Annotated in this window: 22 protein-coding genes; 14 read left to right on the forward strand and 8 right to left on the reverse strand. The window is 58.9% G+C overall.

The features are described from left to right. Position 1: 1 nt before the first annotated feature. The 8 genes from secF to ACR0JA_RS00530 all read left to right on the forward strand — a co-directional run bounded on the left by secF (position 2) and on the right by ACR0JA_RS00530 (position 4,956). On the forward strand, positions 2-970 hold the full coding sequence (gene secF / locus ACR0JA_RS00495; protein WP_480568425.1) for a protein translocase subunit SecF: 969 nt from the start codon (positions 2-4) through the stop codon (positions 968-970). Next, positions 963-1,709: a TSUP family transporter gene (locus ACR0JA_RS00500; RefSeq protein ID WP_480568428.1), complete on the forward strand. Its 747-nt coding sequence runs from the start codon at positions 963-965 to the stop codon at positions 1,707-1,709. Before secF ends, ACR0JA_RS00500 begins: the two co-directional genes overlap by 8 nt. Positions 1,710-1,717: 8 nt before the next feature. Beyond that, positions 1,718-2,071, forward strand: a complete 354-nt coding sequence (locus ACR0JA_RS00505; RefSeq protein ID WP_480568431.1) for an Mth938-like domain-containing protein — start codon at positions 1,718-1,720, stop codon at positions 2,069-2,071. A 92-nt stretch (positions 2,072-2,163) separates the two neighbouring features. Then, positions 2,164-2,778, forward strand: a complete 615-nt coding sequence (gene ccmA, locus ACR0JA_RS00510; RefSeq protein ID WP_480568433.1) for a heme ABC exporter ATP-binding protein CcmA — start codon at positions 2,164-2,166, stop codon at positions 2,776-2,778. After that, entirely contained in the window at positions 2,775-3,431 is a 657-nt protein-coding gene (ccmB, locus tag ACR0JA_RS00515) for a heme exporter protein CcmB (RefSeq protein ID WP_480568436.1), read from the forward strand. Before ccmA ends, ccmB begins: the two co-directional genes overlap by 4 nt. A 61-nt stretch (positions 3,432-3,492) precedes the next feature. Next, on the forward strand, positions 3,493-4,266 hold the full coding sequence (locus ACR0JA_RS00520; RefSeq protein ID WP_480568439.1) for a heme ABC transporter permease: 774 nt from the start codon (positions 3,493-3,495) through the stop codon (positions 4,264-4,266). After that, positions 4,263-4,421: a heme exporter protein CcmD gene (ccmD, locus tag ACR0JA_RS00525; protein ID WP_480568442.1), complete on the forward strand. Its 159-nt coding sequence runs from the start codon at positions 4,263-4,265 to the stop codon at positions 4,419-4,421. Before ACR0JA_RS00520 ends, ccmD begins: the two co-directional genes overlap by 4 nt. Next, on the forward strand, positions 4,414-4,956 hold the full coding sequence (locus ACR0JA_RS00530) for a DsbE family thiol:disulfide interchange protein (protein ID WP_480568445.1): 543 nt from the start codon (positions 4,414-4,416) through the stop codon (positions 4,954-4,956). Before ccmD ends, ACR0JA_RS00530 begins: the two co-directional genes overlap by 8 nt. Positions 4,957-4,962: 6 nt before the next feature. Here the strand turns inward: ACR0JA_RS00530 and ACR0JA_RS00535 are convergent, their stop codons facing one another. The 3 genes from ACR0JA_RS00535 to acnA form a co-directional block, all read right to left on the reverse strand. After that, positions 4,963-5,664 (reverse strand): SDR family NAD(P)-dependent oxidoreductase, encoded by a 702-nt coding sequence (locus ACR0JA_RS00535; protein WP_480568448.1) that lies wholly within the window; start codon positions 5,662-5,664, stop codon positions 4,963-4,965. A gap of 157 nt (positions 5,665-5,821) precedes the next feature. Next, a complete protein-coding gene (locus ACR0JA_RS00540; RefSeq protein WP_480568451.1) occupies positions 5,822-7,324 on the reverse strand; it encodes a BCCT family transporter in 1,503 nt (500 codons plus the stop codon). A gap of 121 nt (positions 7,325-7,445) precedes the next feature. After that, positions 7,446-10,136 (reverse strand): aconitate hydratase AcnA, encoded by a 2,691-nt coding sequence (gene acnA / locus ACR0JA_RS00545; RefSeq protein WP_480568454.1) that lies wholly within the window; start codon positions 10,134-10,136, stop codon positions 7,446-7,448. 226 nt (positions 10,137-10,362) lie between these two features. Between acnA and ACR0JA_RS00550 the strand changes: the two genes are divergently transcribed. Then, positions 10,363-11,064, forward strand: coding sequence for a DUF1223 domain-containing protein (locus ACR0JA_RS00550; RefSeq protein ID WP_480568456.1), 702 nt, complete (start codon positions 10,363-10,365; stop codon positions 11,062-11,064). Here the strand turns inward: ACR0JA_RS00550 and ACR0JA_RS00555 are convergent, their stop codons facing one another. The 5 genes from ACR0JA_RS00555 to purB all read right to left on the reverse strand — a co-directional run bounded on the left by ACR0JA_RS00555 (position 11,065) and on the right by purB (position 15,485). After that, the gene (locus tag ACR0JA_RS00555; RefSeq protein WP_480568459.1) at positions 11,065-11,988 is read right to left on the reverse strand and encodes a lysophospholipid acyltransferase family protein; all 924 of its coding nucleotides are present in this window, start codon (positions 11,986-11,988) and stop codon (positions 11,065-11,067) included. It lies immediately after the preceding gene. 109 nt (positions 11,989-12,097) lie between these two features. Beyond that, positions 12,098-13,192 (reverse strand): flagellar motor switch protein FliG, encoded by a 1,095-nt coding sequence (locus ACR0JA_RS00560; protein WP_480568462.1) that lies wholly within the window; start codon positions 13,190-13,192, stop codon positions 12,098-12,100. A gap of 68 nt (positions 13,193-13,260) precedes the next feature. Next, the gene (locus ACR0JA_RS00565) at positions 13,261-13,800 is read right to left on the reverse strand and encodes a tetratricopeptide repeat protein (protein ID WP_480568465.1); all 540 of its coding nucleotides are present in this window, start codon (positions 13,798-13,800) and stop codon (positions 13,261-13,263) included. 103 nt (positions 13,801-13,903) lie between these two features. Then, entirely contained in the window at positions 13,904-14,056 is a 153-nt protein-coding gene (locus tag ACR0JA_RS00570) for a chitin-binding domain-containing protein (RefSeq protein ID WP_480568468.1), read from the reverse strand. A gap of 124 nt (positions 14,057-14,180) precedes the next feature. Next, a complete protein-coding gene (purB, locus tag ACR0JA_RS00575; protein WP_480568470.1) occupies positions 14,181-15,485 on the reverse strand; it encodes an adenylosuccinate lyase in 1,305 nt (434 codons plus the stop codon). Between the two features lie 89 nt (positions 15,486-15,574). Here purB and ACR0JA_RS00580 point away from each other — a divergent pair, with 89 nt between their 5' ends. The 5 genes from ACR0JA_RS00580 (at position 15,575) to ACR0JA_RS00600 (ending at position 18,045) form a co-directional block, all read left to right on the forward strand. Continuing rightward, entirely contained in the window at positions 15,575-15,907 is a 333-nt protein-coding gene (locus ACR0JA_RS00580) for a hypothetical protein (protein WP_480568473.1), read from the forward strand. Then, positions 15,904-16,326 carry a DUF6314 family protein gene (locus tag ACR0JA_RS00585; RefSeq protein WP_480568476.1) on the forward strand — a complete coding sequence of 141 codons (423 nt, stop codon included), beginning with the start codon at positions 15,904-15,906 and terminating at the stop codon, positions 16,324-16,326. Before ACR0JA_RS00580 ends, ACR0JA_RS00585 begins: the two co-directional genes overlap by 4 nt. Positions 16,327-16,401: 75 nt before the next feature. Beyond that, complete coding sequence (locus ACR0JA_RS00590; protein ID WP_480568479.1) at positions 16,402-16,989, forward strand: biotin transporter BioY; 588 nt, start codon at positions 16,402-16,404, stop codon at positions 16,987-16,989. A 142-nt stretch (positions 16,990-17,131) separates the two neighbouring features. Further along, positions 17,132-17,692 carry a hypothetical protein gene (locus tag ACR0JA_RS00595; protein WP_480568482.1) on the forward strand — a complete coding sequence of 187 codons (561 nt, stop codon included), beginning with the start codon at positions 17,132-17,134 and terminating at the stop codon, positions 17,690-17,692. A gap of 5 nt (positions 17,693-17,697) precedes the next feature. Further along, positions 17,698-18,045 (forward strand): hypothetical protein, encoded by a 348-nt coding sequence (locus tag ACR0JA_RS00600; RefSeq protein ID WP_480568486.1) that lies wholly within the window; start codon positions 17,698-17,700, stop codon positions 18,043-18,045. Positions 18,046-18,053 lie beyond the last annotated feature (8 nt).

Here is an 18,053-nt window from a genome sequence, read left to right on the forward strand (position 1 = left end):
CATGAGACTGAAACTTGTCCCCCAGAACACCTCGTTCGATTTCTTCAGCCGCTGGAAAGTCTGGCTGGGAATCTCGGGCCTTATGATGGTCCTCGCCTTTGGGTCCTTCATGCTGCAAGGCCTGAACTTCGGCATCGATTTCCGCGGCGGTACCACGATCCGCACCCAGAGCACGCAAGAGATCGACGTGGGCGCATATCGGGATGCGATTGCACCCCTTGAACTGGGCGATGTCACTATTACTGAGATTTTCGATCCGACCTTTGGCGAAGACGAAAATGTGGCGATGATCCGTATTCAGGCGCAGGCGGATGCAGAGGCGGTTTCTGCCGCAACAGTCACTGCGGTGGAGGCGGCGTTGCAGACTGTGGTGCCGGACATCGAGTTCGTGTCCGTCGAATCCGTCGGCCCCAAGGTCTCGGGCGAACTGATCCAGACCGCCGTGATCGCGGTGGCGCTGGCGATCGGTGCGGTGCTCGTCTACATCTGGCTACGCTTTGAATGGCAGTTCGCGCTGGGCGCGGTGGCCGCATTGGTGCATGACGTGATCCTGACCATTGGTATCTTCTCGGAACTGCAAATCCGGTTCGATCTGGCCATCATCGCCGCCCTGCTAACCATCGTGGGCTATTCGCTGAACGACACTGTCGTTGTCTTCGACCGCGTGCGTGAGAACCTGCGGAAGTACAAGAAGAAGGAACTGAAAGAGGTTCTGAACATCTCGATCAACGAAACGCTCAGCCGGACGGTGATGACCTCGGTCACCACGCTGCTGGCACTGATCTCGCTCTACGTGCTGGGTGGAGACGTCATCAGAGGCTTCGTTTTCGCGATGATCTGGGGTGTGATCGTCGGGACATATTCTTCGGTCTTCGTTGCTTCGACCATCCTGCTGTGGCTTGGCGTAAAGCGCGACTGGTCCAAGCCGTCGAACACCGCAGGCAACCAGTTCGCCAATATCGATGCCTGATATCGCCGGTCAGTCCCCATTGGGGCTGACCATCCTTGCTCTGGCCGCCTTTGTCGGCGGGATGGTGCGCGGTTTTTCAGGTTTTGGCACGGCGTTGATCTTTTTGCCAATCGCCGGACAGTTCCTGGCACCGTTCGGCGCATTGATTGCGCTGACGCTCATGGATGTCTTTGGACCGCTTCCCAACCTGCGCCGCGCCTGGCAAGAGGTCAGCAAGCCCGACCTGGCCCGGCTGGTGTTCGGTTGCGCCCTTGTTCTGCCTGTCGGCCTGTGGCTGTTGACGCAGGTCCCACCCGAGGTATTCCGCTATGCCGTCAGCCTGATTGCGCTGTCCATGGTGGCCATTTTGATCCTTGGCCTGCGCTATCACGGCACGGTTACGCGCGGCATGGTGACCTTTATTGGCGGTATCGCCGGGTTTCTCGGTGGAATCGCAGGCATACCGGGGCCTGCGGTGATCCTGTTCTATATGGCGCGTCCGGTTCCCGTGGCGGTTATCCGTGCGACAATCCTGTTGTTCCTGTTTGCCTTTGATTTCCTGATCCTCGGCTACCTTGGCCTCATGGGCCAACTTTCATGGGCGGCGGCTGCCGTTGGGTTGATTTTGGCGATCCCGAATCTAGTGGGTAACTGGCTGGGGGGCTGGCTGTTCGATCCAGCGAAAGAACGTGTCTATCGAGGCGTGTCTTACGTGGCCATCGTGCTTGCAGCCTTGTCCGGCCTGCCGCTTTGGGGCTAGAAACGCCCATGCGCCTCAACGAAGTCACCTATACCAACGCAACCCCCGTCGACGGCTACGGCCCCGGCTTTTTTCGCATTGGCGGAGAGGTTTTTGAGGGGCCTGTTCTGACCAGCGCCGCAGGTACGTCGCTTTGGGGTGGTTATAACGACACCGCGCCGCTGCTGGCCCTGTCTGAGACCACCGACGTGCTGCTGATCGGCACCGGTGCCGAGATGGCGCATATTCCCGCAGAGCTGCGCCGCACGCTCGAAGGCGCTGGGCTTGGGGTGGAAATAATGAACTCGCCCGCAGCCTGCCGAACCTACAACATTCTGCTAGCCGAAGGCCGCCGCATCGCGCTGGCGCTGACACCCGTCTAGCGCACGGCCAGATCCCTCGCAGACACTCACTTGAACGCCCTGCGGCAAATCCCACCTTTTGCCCGTGGGCGCATTGGGATAAGCGGGACATCATGACACTGAGCGTGACCGATCTTGCCATCGCCCGAGGGGGGCTGCCCGTGCTGGAGGGGCTAAGCTTTGCCCTACGTCCGGGTGAGGCGCTGATCCTGCGCGGACCCAACGGCATCGGCAAGACCACACTGCTGCGAACGCTGGCAGGTCTGCAGCCGCCCTTGTCGGGACGGATCGAAGGGGCGGAAGACCGGATCGCCTACGCCGCACATTCGGATGGGCTGAAACCGACGTTGACCGTGACCGAAAACCTGACCTTTTGGTCCAAAGTGTTTGGCACCAACAGCATTGGGCCTGCGTTGGAGGCGTTTGACCTGAACGATCTGGCTGACCGGCAGGCGGGCAACCTTTCGGCCGGGCAAAAGCGCCGCTTGGGACTGGCTCGGATGCTGGTAACAGGGCGGCCGATCTGGATGTTGGACGAACCCACAGTGTCGCTTGATCGTAATGCGGTACAGATGTTTGCTGACGCGGTTCGCACGCATTTGGGGCAGGGCGGCGCGGCGCTGATCGCGACACATATTGACCTGGGCCTTGAAGGTGACATTCTGGACGTCGGCCCCTATAGGGCCAAGCCCATCCCCATCGACGACGATGACGGAGGTTTCCTGTGATCGCCCTGTTGATGCGAGATCTCAAACTGGCGTTCAGAACCGGGGGCGGCTTTGGCCTCGGCTTGGCGTTCTTCCTGATCGTGACGGTTCTGGTGCCTTTTTCCGTCGGCCCCCAATCCGCGCTTCTGTCCACCATCGCGCCCGGCATCCTGTGGCTTGGCGCTTTGCTGGCCTGTCTGTTGTCGCTGGATCGTCTATTGGCGCTGGATTGGGAAGACGGCTCGCTGGACCTGCTGGCCACCGCGCCCCTGCCGCTTGAATCCGTGGTCACGATCAAGGCGCTGGCCCATTGGCTGACAACCGGCCTGCCGCTGGTTCTGGCAGCGCCTTTCCTTGGTGTGCTGCTGAACCTGCCGGTGCCGGGATTTTCCTGGCTTGTCATCTCGCTGCTGATAGGTACCCCCGCCATGAGTGTGATCGGAACCTTCGGCGCCGCCCTGACAGTGGGCTTGAAACGCGGTGGGCTGTTGCTATCACTGCTGGTTTTGCCGCTTTATGTGCCAACGCTTATCTTCGGGGCCGAGGTCGCCCGGCGCGGTGCGACAGGGATGGAGGTGCAGACCCCTCTGCTGCTGCTCGCCGGGATCACCGCCGCAACCATTGCACTGCTGCCCTTTGCAAGTGCCGCAGTGTTGCGCATCAATCTGCGGTAAGGTGTCCTATGTTTGACCGAGGTCAATTGAGAACAATGCAAAGTCGGACTAGATAAGGCCCATGTCGATCGCCGCCAAAGCCAACGCCCTCTGGGAATACGCCAATCCGCGCAAGTTTCTTGCAACCAGCGAGCGTGTACTGCCGTTTTTCTGGATCTCGGCGGGGCTGTGCCTATTAATAGGGCTGATCTGGGGCTTCTTCCTGACACCCGATGACTACAAACAGGGCTCGACCGTCAAGATCATCTATTTGCATGTGCCCGCCGCATTGATGGCGATCAATTGCTGGATCATGATGCTGGCGACCTCGTTGGTCTGGTTGGTGCGGCGGCACCATGTCAGCGCGCTGGCCGCCCGTGCGGCAGCACCGATCGGCATCGTTATGACGCTGATTGCATTGGCGACCGGGGCGATTTGGGGGCAACCCATGTGGGGCACCTGGTGGGCCTGGGATCCGCGCCTTACGTCGTTTCTGATCCTGTTCCTGTTCTATCTGGGCTATGTCGCCCTGTGGGAAGCGATCGAAGACCCGGACACGGCCGCCGACCTGACCTCGGTCCTGTGTCTGGTCGGCTCGGTCTTTGCGTTCCTCAGCCGCTATGCGGTGAACTTTTGGAACCAGGGGTTGCATCAGGGCGCATCGGTGATGCGCGCCGGGGCGGTGACCGGAACCGACACCGAAGAAAAGGTAAGTAATGTCTTTTTCTACCCGTTGTTGCTGTGCATCGTGGGCTTTGTGTTATTGTTCATAGCGCTGGTGCTGTACCGCACCGGAACAGAAATCCGGGCACGCCGGATCAAGACCTTGCTGGCACGGGAAAGGATAGGCGGATGATCCCCGATCTGGGCAAATATGCCGATACGGTCCTGTCTGCCTATGGCGCGTCGCTGGCTTTGCTTGTTGCCCTTGTGGTGATCAGTGTGCTGCGCGGGCGCAAGGTGCGGGCCGAGATGGAAACGATTGAACAAAGGTTACGCCGCGATGGCTAAGGTTTCACCCCTGATGATCGCGCCGCCGCTGATCTTTGCGGCCTTTGCCGTACTGGCCGGGATCGGGATGTTTCGCGATGATCCCGACGCCCTGCCTTCGGCGCGTGAGGGCCAGCCGGCCCCGCCAGTGGTCCTGACCGAATTTCCCGGCAAAACGATGTTCGATGACGCGACCCTGCGCGATGGCAAGGTAAAGCTGGTCAACTACTGGGCCAGCTGGTGTGCGCCGTGCCGGGCAGAACATCCCAATCTCGAGGCGCTGTCGGACGAAGGTATCCCGGTTTACGGCATCAATTACAAAGACCAGCTAGGCAACGCACAGGCGTTTCTGACCGAACTGGGCGATCCCTACGAGGCAATCGGGCGCGATGAACAGGGCCGTATGGCGCTGGACTGGGGCCTTTATGGCGTGCCCGAGACCTATGTGATCGACGGAGAAGGCACGATCGTCCTGCGCTTTGCCGGTCCGATCACTCAACGCGTGATCGAAAGCACGATCCGCCCCGCGCTGGAAAAGGCTGCTGGCTCCGACTGAGCGGTGCTACAGCCGGTACCCGCCGGTCACGCCCAGAATTTCACCGGTCACAAAGCCCGAATCTTCGGACGCCAGAAACCGCACGACCTTTGCTATGTCCTCTGGCCGACCGGCACGGCCAAGTGCGGTATCTTTGACAAACAGCGCCGTCAAATCGTCTGGGCGTGGCGCTTCGGGAATATTGATCGCACCGGGGGCGATGGCATTCACGCGGATGCCTCGCGGCCCCAGTTCTTTGGCCATCGCCCTGGTCCATAGGTTCAGGGCCGCTTTGCTGGCCCCATAGGTGGCCGCGTCGCGCGGGGGCAAAGTAGCGTTCATCGACGAGATGTTGACGATGGATGCGCCGGGTTTCAAATGCGGCAGGGCGGCAGTTAGCAAAGCCATTGGCGCAATCAGGTTGAGGTCCAGAATGGCGCGGTGATCTTGGGGCTCAAATTGCTCTTTCGGTGTGGATCGCACCAGCCCGGCGTTATTCACGATCACATCCAGCCGCCCGAACCTTTCAAGGATCTGCTGAACAATTATCTTGGGCTGATCCGGTTCGGTCAGATCAGATTGAAGGGGCAGGGTACCACCCTCGGCCAGTGAGGAATCCGGTTTCGAGGTGAGCCAGGTAAAGGCGACCCGGTGATCACGCCGCAGGTTTTCCACTATCGCCCGGCCAATCCCGCGCGCGCCTCCGGTTATGAGTGCAACTTTGTCCATGGACCACACAAGAGGCGCAATTCCTGCCGGGTTCAATGCCAATTTTCGCGCCAGCAAGCCAAGGTGCCGGCGACCAAGCGCCTATCTGCGCACCAGAATCCAGATCATGGCGGCGATAAATGCAAAGGTCACCAGGTTCATCAATGTATCCGTCAGATCACCGATCAGCATCGCTTTTTCCTTCCTCTCGCAATCCGCGGATCAGGCAGACCATCAGCAGCACCGAGATGAACACAAAGGGTAGCGCGCCGAGCGAGATTAGAATTTTCACCGAATCGACCGAGCCCGATAAGATCATCGCGACACTTAACAGCCCCAAAAGCGCGCCCCAGATCAGTCGAATACGGGGGGCAGGATTTTCGTCCCCTTCGGAAGAAAACGTCCCCAGAACGAAGGCCGCACTGACAACACTGGTCACGATGAACAGGAACGCCGCCAGCACGGTTGCAAGCGTCGTAATCAAGGTCAGAGGCAGCCGTTCGAGCAGGGCAAAGGTGACCCGTTCGATGTTTGTCTGCGTCAGGGTCAGCAGGTCACCGGCACCGTTGAGGGTTTCGAACAGTCCGATACCGCCGAACGCGCCAAACCAAAGAACCGAAAACAGTGTGGGTGCGAACAAGACGCCAATCACGAACTCGCGGATTGTGCGTCCACGAGAGATGCGGGCGACAAAAACGCCCACGAAGGGCCCCCAGGCGATCCACCAGACCATATAGGTAAGCGTCCAGTCGCTGAACCATCTGGCGACATCATCGCCGAAGAATGTGAAGGTCTGAAACCCGCGCGGGATGACATTGGTAATGTAATCCCCAAACCCCTGAACGACCGTGTTCAACAGGTACTCGGTTGGGCCAAGGATCACGGTATAGGCCACAAGTCCAACGGCGATCAGCATCGCGGCGTTGGACAGGCGCGCCATGCCCTGACCCAGATCGATCAGAAGCGCGGGAATATATGCTGCGACCATCGCAATGAAAACGATCCCGATCAAAAGTGCCCCGACGGTGTCGCGGCCGCCCAAAACCGCGATGCCATCAGCCACCTGAAATACGCCCATCGCCATCGAGCCGCCAACACCGATGGCAATTGCAACAATGGCCATGAAATCGGACAGCCATCCAACCCATTCAGCCCAGCGTTCGCCGGGAAACAGGCTTTTGATCGGTGCGCTGACCATCATGCCCGTCCCGCGCCGAAAGCTGAAATAGGCGATCGTCAGAGCGGTTGAGCCATAGATCGCCCAAGCGTGCAGGCCCCAGTGAAAATTCGTGGCCAACATGGCCTGCTGTGCAGCGATGAAATCCGGTGCCATGCCCGAGATAAAGCTGAAGTGGGTCAACGGCTCGGCCACCGCCCAAAACAACAATCCGACACCCATACCAGCTGAAAACAACATGGAAATCCATGTGATGGTGGAAAATTCCGGCTCTTCATCGTCTCGGCCAAGGCGAATTGTGCCATAGGGTGAAAACGCCAGAACAAGGCAGCCGATCAACATGCCCGAGGCGGCGAGCATCACGAACCAGCCCCGGCTGCGAAAGGTTTGTTGGACTATGCCGTTGGCCCAGTTCACCAGGCTCTGAATGTCGATCACACCCCAAAGCCCGATCACCGCGATCACGCTGAGCGAGCAAACGAGCAGGGCGTTGGGCTTTTTCATGGCGATTGTCTTCCGCTTGCCGACCTTACCTGAACAGTTTCAGATTTTGGAATGAATGGCCAGAAATCAAAAAACCCCGGCGATTGGCCGGGGTTTTGAGGAGGATATATTCGCCGTTGGCTTATGAAGCCTTGGCGAGGTTCCGCAGCACGTACTGCAGCACGCCACCGTTCTCGATGTATTCGATCTCGGGCGCGGTATCGATCCGGCATTTCAATGTGATCGTCTTTTCGGTTCCGTCGCCATAGGTGATCAAGCAAGGCACCTCTTGCAGAGGTTCAACCGAATCCAATCCGTGGATCGAAACGGTCTCATCCCCTTTCAGTCCCAGTGTTTTGCGCGAATCGCCACCGGTGAATTCGAACGGTATGACGCCCATTCCAACCAGATTCGAGCGGTGGATACGTTCGAAGCTTTCTGCGATCACGGCTTTGACGCCCAGCAATGCGGTGCCCTTGGCGGCCCAGTCACGGGAAGAGCCTGCCCCGTATTGTTCGCCGCCAAAGACGACCAGCGGAACGCCCTGTTCCTGATAGGCCATCGACGCGTCATAGATCGAGGTCTGCTCCCCGTCCGGCCCCTTGGTATAGCCGCCTTCCACACCGTCCAGCATCTCGTTCTTGATGCGGATATTGGCGAATGTGCCACGCATCATGACCTCGTGGTTGCCGCGGCGTGAACCGTACGAGTTGAACTCGCGCGGTTGCACCTGACGCTCCGTCAGATACTTGCCCGCAGGCGTGGTGGTCGCAAAAGACCCAGCGGGTGAGATGTGGTCGGTCGTGACCATATCACCCAGAATTGCCAGAACTTTGGCGCCTTCGATGTTCGAGATCGTGCCCGGCTCAGGCCCCATACCCTGGAAATAGGGCGGGTTCTGGATGTAGGTCGATGTGGGCGGCCAGTCATAGGTTTCCTGCTGCGGAACTTCGACCGCCTGCCACTTTTCGTCACCCTTGAAGACATCGGCATATTTCGATTGGAACGCCTCACGCGTGACGGTTTGCTGAACCAAATCGGCGATTTCCTTTTGGTCCGGCCAGATGTCTTTCATGAAGACATCATTGCCATCCTTGTCCTGTCCGATGGGTTCCGAGGTCAGGTCAATATCCAGCGTCCCGGCCAACGCATACACGACGACCAGCGGCGGTGAGGCCAGATAGTTGGCGCGCACATCCGGGCTGATCCGGCCTTCGAAGTTACGGTTGCCGGACAGGACCGAGGTGGCGACCAGATCACCTTCGGCAATCGCCTCGGAAATCTCTTTCTGGATCGGGCCAGAGTTACCGATACAGGTGGTGCAGCCATATCCAACAAGGTTAAAGCCGATGGCGTCCAGATCATCCTGCAATCCGGCGGCCTCAAGATAGGCCGAGACGACCTGCGATCCCGGAGCCAACGAGGTCTTGACCCACGGTTTGCGGTTCAGGCCCAAGGCGGCTGCTTTGCGCGCCACCAGACCCGCGCCAATCATGACATAGGGGTTCGACGTGTTGGTGCAGGACGTGATCGAAGCGATCACAACCTTGCCCGATTCCATGCCGTATTCTTCGCCTTTGACCTCGACCTGTTTGCCCATCGGGCGCTTGAAGGTCTCGGCCATCTCTTTGTTGAAAGCGGCCTTGGCATCGGTCAGCGCAACATAGTCCTGTGGGCGTTTCGGACCTGAAATTGCTGGGACGATGGTACCCATATCAAGGCTAAGCGTGTCGGTGTAGATCGGCGCATAGTCGTCGCCGCGCCAGAAACCGTTCTCTTTGGCATAGGCTTCGACCAGCGCGATGCGATCCTCGTCCCGTCCGGTGTTACGCATATAGCGCAGGGTTTCGCCGTCGATCGGGAAGAAGCCGCAGGTTGCACCGTATTCGGGTGCCATGTTGGCAATCGTCGCACGGTCTGCCAGAGGCAAACGATCCAGTCCTTCGCCATAGAATTCGACGAATTTGCCGACCACACCTTTTTCGCGCAGCATTTCAACGACTTTCAGGACAAGGTCAGTGCCGGTGGTGCCTTCGACCATCGCGCCGGTCAGCTCAAAACCCACAACCTCGGGGATCAGCATCGAGATCGGCTGACCCAGCATTGCGGCCTCGGCCTCGATACCGCCGACACCCCAGCCCAGAACGGCCATGCCGTTAACCATGGTGGTGTGGCTGTCGGTGCCGACCAGCGTATCGGGATAGGCGACCTCATCCCCGTTCTGATCGGTGTCGGTCCAGACGGTTTGGGCCAAGTATTCAAGGTTCACCTGATGGCAAATACCGGTGCCGGGGGGCACGACCCGGAAGTTGTTGAACGCGTTCTGGCCCCATTTCAGGAACTGGTATCGCTCCATGTTGCGTTCATACTCGCGATCCACGTTCATCTGGAACGCGCGCGGGTTGCCAAACTCGTCGATCATGACCGAGTGGTCGATGACCAGATCAACCGGGTTCAGCGGGTTGATCTTCTGTGCGTCACCACCCAGACCCTTGATCCCGTCGCGCATCGCGGCAAGGTCGACAACGGCCGGAACACCGGTAAAATCCTGCATCAGCACACGGGCAGGGCGATAGGCGATCTCGCGCGGGTTTTTGCCTCCATTGGCACCCCATTCGCCAAATGCCTTGATGTCGTCGACCGAGACCGAGAATCCGTCATCTTCGAACCGAAGCATGTTTTCCAGCATGACCTTCAACGCGGCGGGGAGGTTTGAGAAATCGCCCAGTCCAGCGTCCTGCGCGGCGGGGATCGAGTAATAGGAAATGGATTTGCCATTCACGCTCAGGCTGCGGCGGGTCTTGGCGGTGTCCTGTCCAACTTTGATGGGCATCTAATGGCCTCCCTCTGAAATGACTTAGATCACGGGATTCGCTGAATGTTATCTGTATCACCTTTCGCGGCGGATCAAGGTCCAACAATCGGATTGCGGTATGTACGGTGTACCATTGTATACATATAGCATCGCAAATATGCGATCTCAAGAATCCTTGATTGGCTGTTGAAGGCATTCCGTCTTACACAAGCTAAGCCCTTCGCCAAACTCAAGGCCAAACGCCATGTTCAAATCTGTCCTGCTGAGTACAACTTTATCGCTGTTCTGCGCCGCTGGCGCGATTGCTGATAGCGATCCGGTCGTGGTCGAGCTGTTTACCTCTCAGGGATGTTCGTCCTGTCCGCCGGCAGATCGGATCATGCACGAACTGGCCAAAAGGGACGATGTGATCGGGCTGGCGCTGCATGTTGACTATTGGGACTATATCGGCTGGAAGGACGAATATGCCGATCCCGATCACACGCAACGTCAGCGGGCCTATGCCCGCGAAGGTGGGCGGACTATGATCTATACGCCCCAAATGGTGATCAACGGGCAACAGGACGTGGTTGGCGCGCAAGCGGGTGAATTGGATCGGATCATCAACGCCCATCTGACCGCAGCGCCCGAGGCAAGCGTCGACGCGGTCAGGTCCGGCGATACTGTCACGGTTGAAGTCACCCCGATCGATTTGCCCGCAGGCGCTGTCTATGACATCCGGGTGGTGCAGTATTCGCCGTTGCGACATGCCTCAATCCGGCGCGGAGAGCTGGCGGGCCATGAACTGGATTACGCGAATGTCGTTGAAAACTGGCAGATCGCAGGTCAATGGGATGGCAGTGCGTCGCAGAATTTCTCGGCAACCTTGACGCAAGATCTGCCCGCGGTGGTTCTGGTGCAGCGTGTCGGGCACGGGCCGATTGTTGCAGCGACCAATGTCAGGTGATCAGGGCATGTCTTCGGGCTGAACACCCAGACCCTTCCACGCTTTCCAGCGCCGGTGAATCCAGAACCATTGGCCCATATGCTCGCGCACCATCGCCTCAAGATCGTCATTGGTGAATTGCGTCATGGTCTTGGGGTCGGAATGCGGCACCGGATCGTGCAGAACGATTTCGAAATCGATCCCGTTGGGCTGCCGCACAGCATAGCAGGGGATCATCACGGCCTTGTATTTGATCGCCAGTTCCGCGTTCAGAACCGATGTCACGGCTGGCTTGTCGAAAAAGGTCAGTTCTTCGCCGCCCATTGCATGCAGGTCCGAAACGATGGCTATGATGCCGCCGCTCTTTAACGTGCGAACCATCTCGACCATGCCACGGCGACCCTGTTCGAACATGGGTGAGCCGGTTTTGTAGAAGGCATCGACATACATGTCGTTGAAATAGGGGTTGGCCATGCGTCGATACAGGCAGCCAATCGGCTTGCCGCTGCGGGTTTGCAGCGCAACGCGTGCAGCCAGGTAGTGCCCGAAATGGGCGGTGATCATCATGACCGGTTGCCCGTCGGCGACAGCCGCATCAAAGGCCGCGACGCCTGGTCCCGAGATCTTGGCTTTGCTTTGCCTCTCGATAAAGCCTTCGGGCGAGAAATGTTCCATGATTGCGCGCCCGGCATTGTCGGGGACGTTGCGGCAGATGCGCTTGATCTCGCTCTCTGACAGATCGGGGCGGGTCAGTTTCAGGTTGCGACGAACACGGGTGCGAAAGCCAACCAATGGTGCAAGCCAGCGCACGATCCTACCCATGGTTGCAATCCGCGTCTCGTAGGGCAGCAAAAGCATGCCTTCGATAACCCCTTTCAGGAACAGATTCGCGGTGTAATATTTCGCAAGCTCAAATCGATTTAGCTTGGACTTGGCTGCGGGCATGGAAGGTTCACCGATTGCTGTGATCTGAGTGGCCAGACATACTATCGCGTCTGCGTGACCTCAAGTACCTGCCGTCTCGCGTGGGCTACCAATTCGTCGCGTAGAGGTTTCAGCCTTCTTCGCCCTCAGGTTCGATCAGGGTAATTGCCCCTTCGTCCAGCAAGGTTCTGATGGCGCCGACGATCTGGGACATGGCGTCTTCGGCCTCGGCCTGTTTGACCTTGCCGCGTTCCGACATTTCCTCGCGCAGATTATCGGCCATCCGGGACGACATGTTGGACAGGACGAATTCGGACGCTGCGAGGTCTGCTTCGCTTGCAGCACCCGCTAAGGCGCTGACCAGAACCGGCTGTTCGATGCCGCGCAGAATGGCCGGGACATCGCGAGGCAGAATGCGCGTGGGGATATGGCTGAAAATGAAGATTGACTGCCGGACGACCGTTGCAAAATCGGCGTCCTCCTCGTCCAGCGCGGTAAGAAGCCCGTCGCGAGTGGTGGCCGCAGATTGATTCAGGATCGCCCCGATGCGCGCACCCGGAGCGTCGTTGAATGCAGGCACAGGGCGCTGATCCAACTGACCGGCCAGAGACCATCCTATACGTTCGACCGCCTCGGGCGTGACATTAGCTGTCTTCGACACCGCATATGTGATCCGCCGAGCCGTAGGGCCGGGGAGAAGACCCAACAACTGCGCGGCTTTGGCGGTGTCCAGTTTCGACAGCATAACGGCCGCCACTTCGGTGCTTTCGGCCTGCGCCATTTCGGCAAGATCTTCGGGCGCGACTGCGCGCAGCCTCTCCCACGGATCGCCGATCTGGCGTACACCCGCCTCTTTGCGCAGGCGGGCGGCGGTCGCGGGGGCGATCTTGCCATTCACCGCATCCAGCGCACCCGCCAGCCCATGCGGAAATGACAGGCCAACGCTGTCCAGCGCATCGGCAAATTCTTCGGCCACCGAGGCCAATGTGACGCGATCGACCAACCCCATGCGCCCAAGTTGATGGGTCAGCTTTTCCTGTAGCGGGTCGGGCAATTCCTCAAGCGGGATTTCCGCGCCTTCATTCAAAAGCAGCCGTACGATGACGGCTGCCTTTTCCCGATTGCTGAGTGCGCGTGGCACAACACGCGCCGGGTCGTCCCCGGCATCGCTTGCAGGCGCGCGCGCGCCGGGGGTCATCTGAACCAGTGCCTGTGTATCCTGCATCTGCCGGTGGTACCTTAGTTTTCTGTCACCGGCAGAATACGGAGAGTCAGGTAAAGAATCCCTGAAGTTCAGTAGCTGTAGGTCAGGCCTGTGCGGATCGCCTGACGCAGGGAGGTTTCAGCCCAAGTGCCTTCGCCACCTCGGGCCTTGATTTCGCGCCACTGTTCGATCGCCAGATCCGTCTTACCCTCGGCGACGAACCCCTGGCCCATGTAGCTGCGGGCCAGAATGTTGTCGGGATTGCTGGCAATGGCTTTTTCGTAGAACAGATTGGCCAGCTCCAGCTCTCCCATCTTGCGATAGGTAAAGCCCCAATAGGTCTGAACACGGTCATCGTCCTGATCCATGATACGCAGGATACCTTGGGCGTTGTCAAATTGACCGTCATAGGCCAGTTCGCGGACCGCGTCGTAAAGTTGATCTTCAGTGAAATTGCTTTTGTTCGGCTTTACACATTTTCCGGCGGCCTCGTCATAGACGCGCCCAAAGAAACATTTCTTGGTCGTGTTGGTGGGTTTTGGCGGGTTGCTGTCACCACCTGCGGCAAGAGCTGCCGGGGCAAATGCAAAAGCCTGAAGTGCAATTGCTGAAACAAATACGAGACGCATAATCCTACTCCGTTTTCTGGACGCTATCTGGAACAATAGCGCGGTCTACAGAAAATCTAACAACCTGGCGGCTGTTTTTATTCACAAGCAGGAAAACTTTTCGTCAGCTATTGACCAGTTTCACGCAGCTTTGGGCGTCACTGTCCCAGATTGTGCCTTCGGCACAGGACTGCGTTTGCGCCGATTTTGACGTGCATGCCAAACCAGCCGACGCGGCCACTGTCAGGGCAACAGCGCAGAGTAGGGTGCGGATCATTGCGTCTCTCCTTTGCGGAAAATGCAGTGTCAGCATAGCGCAATTAGACGGGTCAGGCAAAAAACAGAAGGCCCGGACGGCGAAAACCCTCCGAGCCTTGCTGCAATTGCCTGTATTTTCGGCGTTATTCGCCGAAAACGCGCGTGAAAATCGTGTCAACGTGTTTGGTATGATAGCCAAGGTCGAACTTTTCTTCGATCTCTTCGGGGCTCAGCGCGGCCGTGACGTCGGCGTCGGCCAGCAGTTCCTCTTTGAAATCGGTGCGGTGTTCCCAGACCTTCAGCGCGTTTCGCTGAACCATGGCATAAGCATCTTCGCGGCTGACACCCGCTTGGGTCAGCGCCAGCAGAACCCGCTGGCTCATCACAAGGCCGGGGAACTTATTCATGTTCTCCATCATGTTCTCGGGGAAGATCAGCATCTTGTCGATCACGCCCGTCAGTCGGGCCAGCGCGAAATCCAGTGTGATTGTCGCATCCGGACCGATCATGCGCTCGACCGAGGAATGCGAGATATCGCGTTCATGCCACAACGCCACGTTTTCCATAGCGGGGATCACTGCCGCCCGGACCATGCGCGCCAGCCCGGTCAGGTTTTCAGTCAGCACAGGGTTTTTCTTGTGCGGCATAGCGGATGAGCCTTTTTGACCCATCGAGAAGAACTCGGCCCCCTCCAGCACCTCGGTCCGCTGCATATGGCGGATTTCGATGGCGATGTTTTCGATGCTGCTGGCGACGACACCAAGCGTTGCAAAGAACGCGGCGTGGCGGTCGCGTGGGATCACCTGAGTGCTGATCGGCTCGGGCACCAGGCCCAGCTTGTCGCAGACATGCTCCTCGACTGCCGGATCGATATTGGCGAAAGTGCCAACCGCGCCGCTGATCGCTCCGGTGGCGATTTCGGCACGGGCATCGCGCATGCGGGACAGGTTGCGGTCCATCTCGGCATAGAACCGGGCAAAGGTCAGGCCCATGGTCGTAGGTTCTGCGTGGATGCCGTGGCTGCGGCCGATGCGGACGGTGTTCTTGTGCTCGATCGCACGACGCTTGAGCGCGGCCAACAAGTCTTCGAGGTCCGCGATCAGGATATCGGCGGCGCGGGTTAGCTGCACGTTGAAGCAGGTATCCAGAACGTCCGAGCTGGTCATGCCCTGATGTACAAATCGCGCCTCTTCGCTGCCCACATGTTCGGCCAGATGGGTCAGGAAGGCGATGACGTCGTGTTTGGTGACGGCCTCGATCTCATCAATGCGGGCGACGTCAAATTCCACGTCCTTGGCCTTCCAGACGGCCTCGGCATTTTCACGCGGGATCACGCCCAGATCCGCCATCGCGTCGCAGGCATGAGCCTCGATCTCGTACCAGATGCGGAACTTGGTCTCGGGCGACCAGATCGCGACCATGTCGGGGCGGGAATAGCGTGGAATCATTGGCAACAGCACCTTATTGTGGTTTGGCAGGAGGCGATGCCGCGGGGTTTAAACCTGTGCCGTCGCAGGAACAAGGCGTGAGTGCACGGATGAGACGGTTTGCCCTGATTTTAGCCCTATGGCCTGCTGTAGCGGCGGCCGAAAATTTCGAAGCGCTGACCGGAGATCAGATACTGGCGGCGCTAGTGGGCCAGAAACTCGACTATGGCGAGGGCATATCGCAGACCTTCGACGCGTCGATGTCGACGCAATACTTCTCAGATCGACCCAGCGCCGGGCGCTGGGCGGTTCGACAGAACCGATATTGCTCGGTCTGGCCACCGTCCGACCTGTGGGCCTGCTATGACGTGCTGCGCAGCGGGGAGGTGATCCGGTTTGTCGATGACAACGGCGGCATCACCGACGGGACCTTTGTGCGGTGAGTCTTCCGAACACGCTTGCCGATTTTGCCGGGTCGTGGACCCTGACCAGGACCATTCAGGATGCCCGGGCAGGGCAGGTCGTCCAGGCCGAGGGGTCGGCCCATTTGCGCCTGGCAGACAATGGTCTGATCTATGACGAGGACGTCACGGTTCGAATTCCCAGCCAGCCCGCGATGAAAGGAACGCGTCGGTATCTTTGGCGCGAAACCGGAGACGGCATCGCGATACATTTTGATGACGAGCGTTATTTCCACAGGTTGAAACTGGGCGTGGCACACGCATCGGATCATCACGATTGCCCCCCCGACAGTTATGATGCGCGATATGATTTTTCGGCCTGGCCGGTCTGGTCCGTGCGCTGGGCGGTATCCGGGCCGCGAAAATCATACGAAATGCAGACCAAATATAGGTTACGATAGCGTAATCATCTTGCGGCACAGGTCCGAAAAAGGCATTGCTGCATATGCAAAAAGTCCGAATACGGAGAAAACGATATGAATGCGAATGTTCTGGCCCAAGCAATCGGCCCGCGCGAAGGAACGGCGCTGCGTGTCAAACAGGTGGTTCTGGTCGCGCTGGGTATCCTTGCGCTTGCCGTCGCTGCCAAGATAAAGGTTCCCATGTGGCCGGTTCCGATCACCATGGGTACTTTCGCGGTTCTGACCATTGGCACCGCCTATGGCGCGCGGCTGGGTTTGGTGACCATGCTGGGATATCTGCTGATCGGCGCGCTTGGCTTTGACGTGTTTGCAGGCTCCTCGGCCGAGAAATACGGCCTGACCTACATGATGGGCGGCACCGGAGGGTATCTGGTCGGCTATCTGCTGGCGATGGTTCTTCTAGGTGCGCTGGCCGCACGCGGCTGGGACCGCTCGGTCGGAAAGTTGGCGTTGGCGTTGGTTCTGGCAAACGTCGTGATCTATGCGCCGGGCCTGCTGTGGCTGGGGCAGCTTTACGGTTGGGACCAACCGATCCTGGAATGGGGCCTGACGCCATTCCTGATTGGCGACGCGATCAAGCTGGCGCTCGCCGCGCTGTTGATCCCCGCACTGTGGAAGCTGGTGGGCAACGCCCGCACCTGACCCTCGCCCTTTGGGCTGAAAATCAACCCGCGGCCCGAGCAATCGTGTCGCGGGTTTTTTCATGTCAAACCAACGCGGTGCTGGACAAAGTGGCCCATCAGGGGGCAATCTGACAGCGCTGAAGTCATCAGGTTATTGAGATATGCGCGTATTATTTCCAAAGGCCCTTGCGACCTGTGCTGCCGTCTGGTTGGCTAGCATTGCCCCCGCTGGGGCAGACACCCCTGTCACCTATACCGATGCCGGCAAGGCGCTGTTCCGCTTTGTCGTGCCGGATTTCTGGGCCTTGCGGGTCGGCGGCCCGCGCGAGATTGAAGACACAAGTTTGGGCGATCCCCGCGCCGTTGCGCGGGTGATGGGGCTGCGTCCCGTAACCGACGATACGGTCTGGATGGGCTTTGTATCTCCGCAAGGCGTGGCGACCATCGACGACGGAATTCGGTACCTGCAGGATGTCGACAAATTTCTGGTCAACGACGCCGAGGTCAGCGCAAGCGAAAGACGTTCGATCGGAGGGCTGCCTGCGCAGGTCTACCGCGGAACGGGTACGCGCGATGGGCGCGGTGTGAACTTTACCGCCACAGTGATTGACCTGCCGCGCGGGCGTGTGGCCGTTGCGATTGCGGTGCTGCGCGATGGCGCTGACCCTGCTTATGTCGAGGACCTGAACGCGGTCTTCGAGTCATTCCGGGCGATACGGTGAGGGCAATGACCATGAAGCTTGTGAAACGATCATTGCTGGTGCTGGGTCTGGGTGGCGCTGCTTTTACCATGTCTGGTTGTGACGGTGTCACAGTTGGTGTCGGTTACGGGTATGACCCGTTTTATGACTCGATGCTGTGGAATGACTATTACCACGATGTGGATGTGGACATCGATATCGACCGGCCGGATCGCCCTGACAGGCCGGACCGACCAGATCGTCCTGATCGTCCGACCAAACCGGACCGGCCGAAACCGCCGGTCGCCAAACCTCCTTCGCGTCCACGTCCACCGGTGGCACGCCCGCCTGCGGCGCGTCCGCCGATACATCGACCGTCACCGCGACGCCGTTGACCGGTTCG

The sequence above is a fragment of the Ruegeria sp. AM4 genome (assembly GCF_056540665.1).

Coding starts and splice junctions, on each gene's coding strand:
- secF (WP_480568425.1), top strand. CDS start 2: ATGAGACTGAAACTTGTCCCCCAGAACACCTCGTTCGATTTCTTCAGC.
- ACR0JA_RS00500 (WP_480568428.1), top strand. CDS start 963: ATGCCTGATATCGCCGGTCAGTCCCCATTGGGGCTGACCATCCTTGCT.
- ACR0JA_RS00505 (WP_480568431.1), top strand. CDS start 1,718: ATGCGCCTCAACGAAGTCACCTATACCAACGCAACCCCCGTCGACGGC.
- ccmA (WP_480568433.1), top strand. CDS start 2,164: ATGACACTGAGCGTGACCGATCTTGCCATCGCCCGAGGGGGGCTGCCC.
- ACR0JA_RS00520 (WP_480568439.1), top strand. CDS start 3,493: ATGTCGATCGCCGCCAAAGCCAACGCCCTCTGGGAATACGCCAATCCG.
- ccmD (WP_480568442.1), top strand. CDS start 4,263: ATGATCCCCGATCTGGGCAAATATGCCGATACGGTCCTGTCTGCCTAT.
- ACR0JA_RS00530 (WP_480568445.1), top strand. CDS start 4,414: ATGGCTAAGGTTTCACCCCTGATGATCGCGCCGCCGCTGATCTTTGCG.
- ACR0JA_RS00535 (WP_480568448.1), bottom strand. CDS start 5,664: ATGGACAAAGTTGCACTCATAACCGGAGGCGCGCGCGGGATTGGCCGG.
- ACR0JA_RS00540 (WP_480568451.1), bottom strand. CDS start 7,324: ATGAAAAAGCCCAACGCCCTGCTCGTTTGCTCGCTCAGCGTGATCGCG.
- acnA (WP_480568454.1), bottom strand. CDS start 10,136: ATGCCCATCAAAGTTGGACAGGACACCGCCAAGACCCGCCGCAGCCTG.
- ACR0JA_RS00550 (WP_480568456.1), top strand. CDS start 10,363: ATGTTCAAATCTGTCCTGCTGAGTACAACTTTATCGCTGTTCTGCGCC.
- ACR0JA_RS00555 (WP_480568459.1), bottom strand. CDS start 11,988: ATGCCCGCAGCCAAGTCCAAGCTAAATCGATTTGAGCTTGCGAAATAT.
- ACR0JA_RS00560 (WP_480568462.1), bottom strand. CDS start 13,192: ATGCAGGATACACAGGCACTGGTTCAGATGACCCCCGGCGCGCGCGCG.
- ACR0JA_RS00565 (WP_480568465.1), bottom strand. CDS start 13,800: ATGCGTCTCGTATTTGTTTCAGCAATTGCACTTCAGGCTTTTGCATTT.
- ACR0JA_RS00570 (WP_480568468.1), bottom strand. CDS start 14,056: ATGATCCGCACCCTACTCTGCGCTGTTGCCCTGACAGTGGCCGCGTCG.
- purB (WP_480568470.1), bottom strand. CDS start 15,485: ATGATTCCACGCTATTCCCGCCCCGACATGGTCGCGATCTGGTCGCCC.
- ACR0JA_RS00580 (WP_480568473.1), top strand. CDS start 15,575: ATGAGACGGTTTGCCCTGATTTTAGCCCTATGGCCTGCTGTAGCGGCG.
- ACR0JA_RS00590 (WP_480568479.1), top strand. CDS start 16,402: ATGAATGCGAATGTTCTGGCCCAAGCAATCGGCCCGCGCGAAGGAACG.
- ACR0JA_RS00595 (WP_480568482.1), top strand. CDS start 17,132: ATGCGCGTATTATTTCCAAAGGCCCTTGCGACCTGTGCTGCCGTCTGG.
- ACR0JA_RS00600 (WP_480568486.1), top strand. CDS start 17,698: ATGACCATGAAGCTTGTGAAACGATCATTGCTGGTGCTGGGTCTGGGT.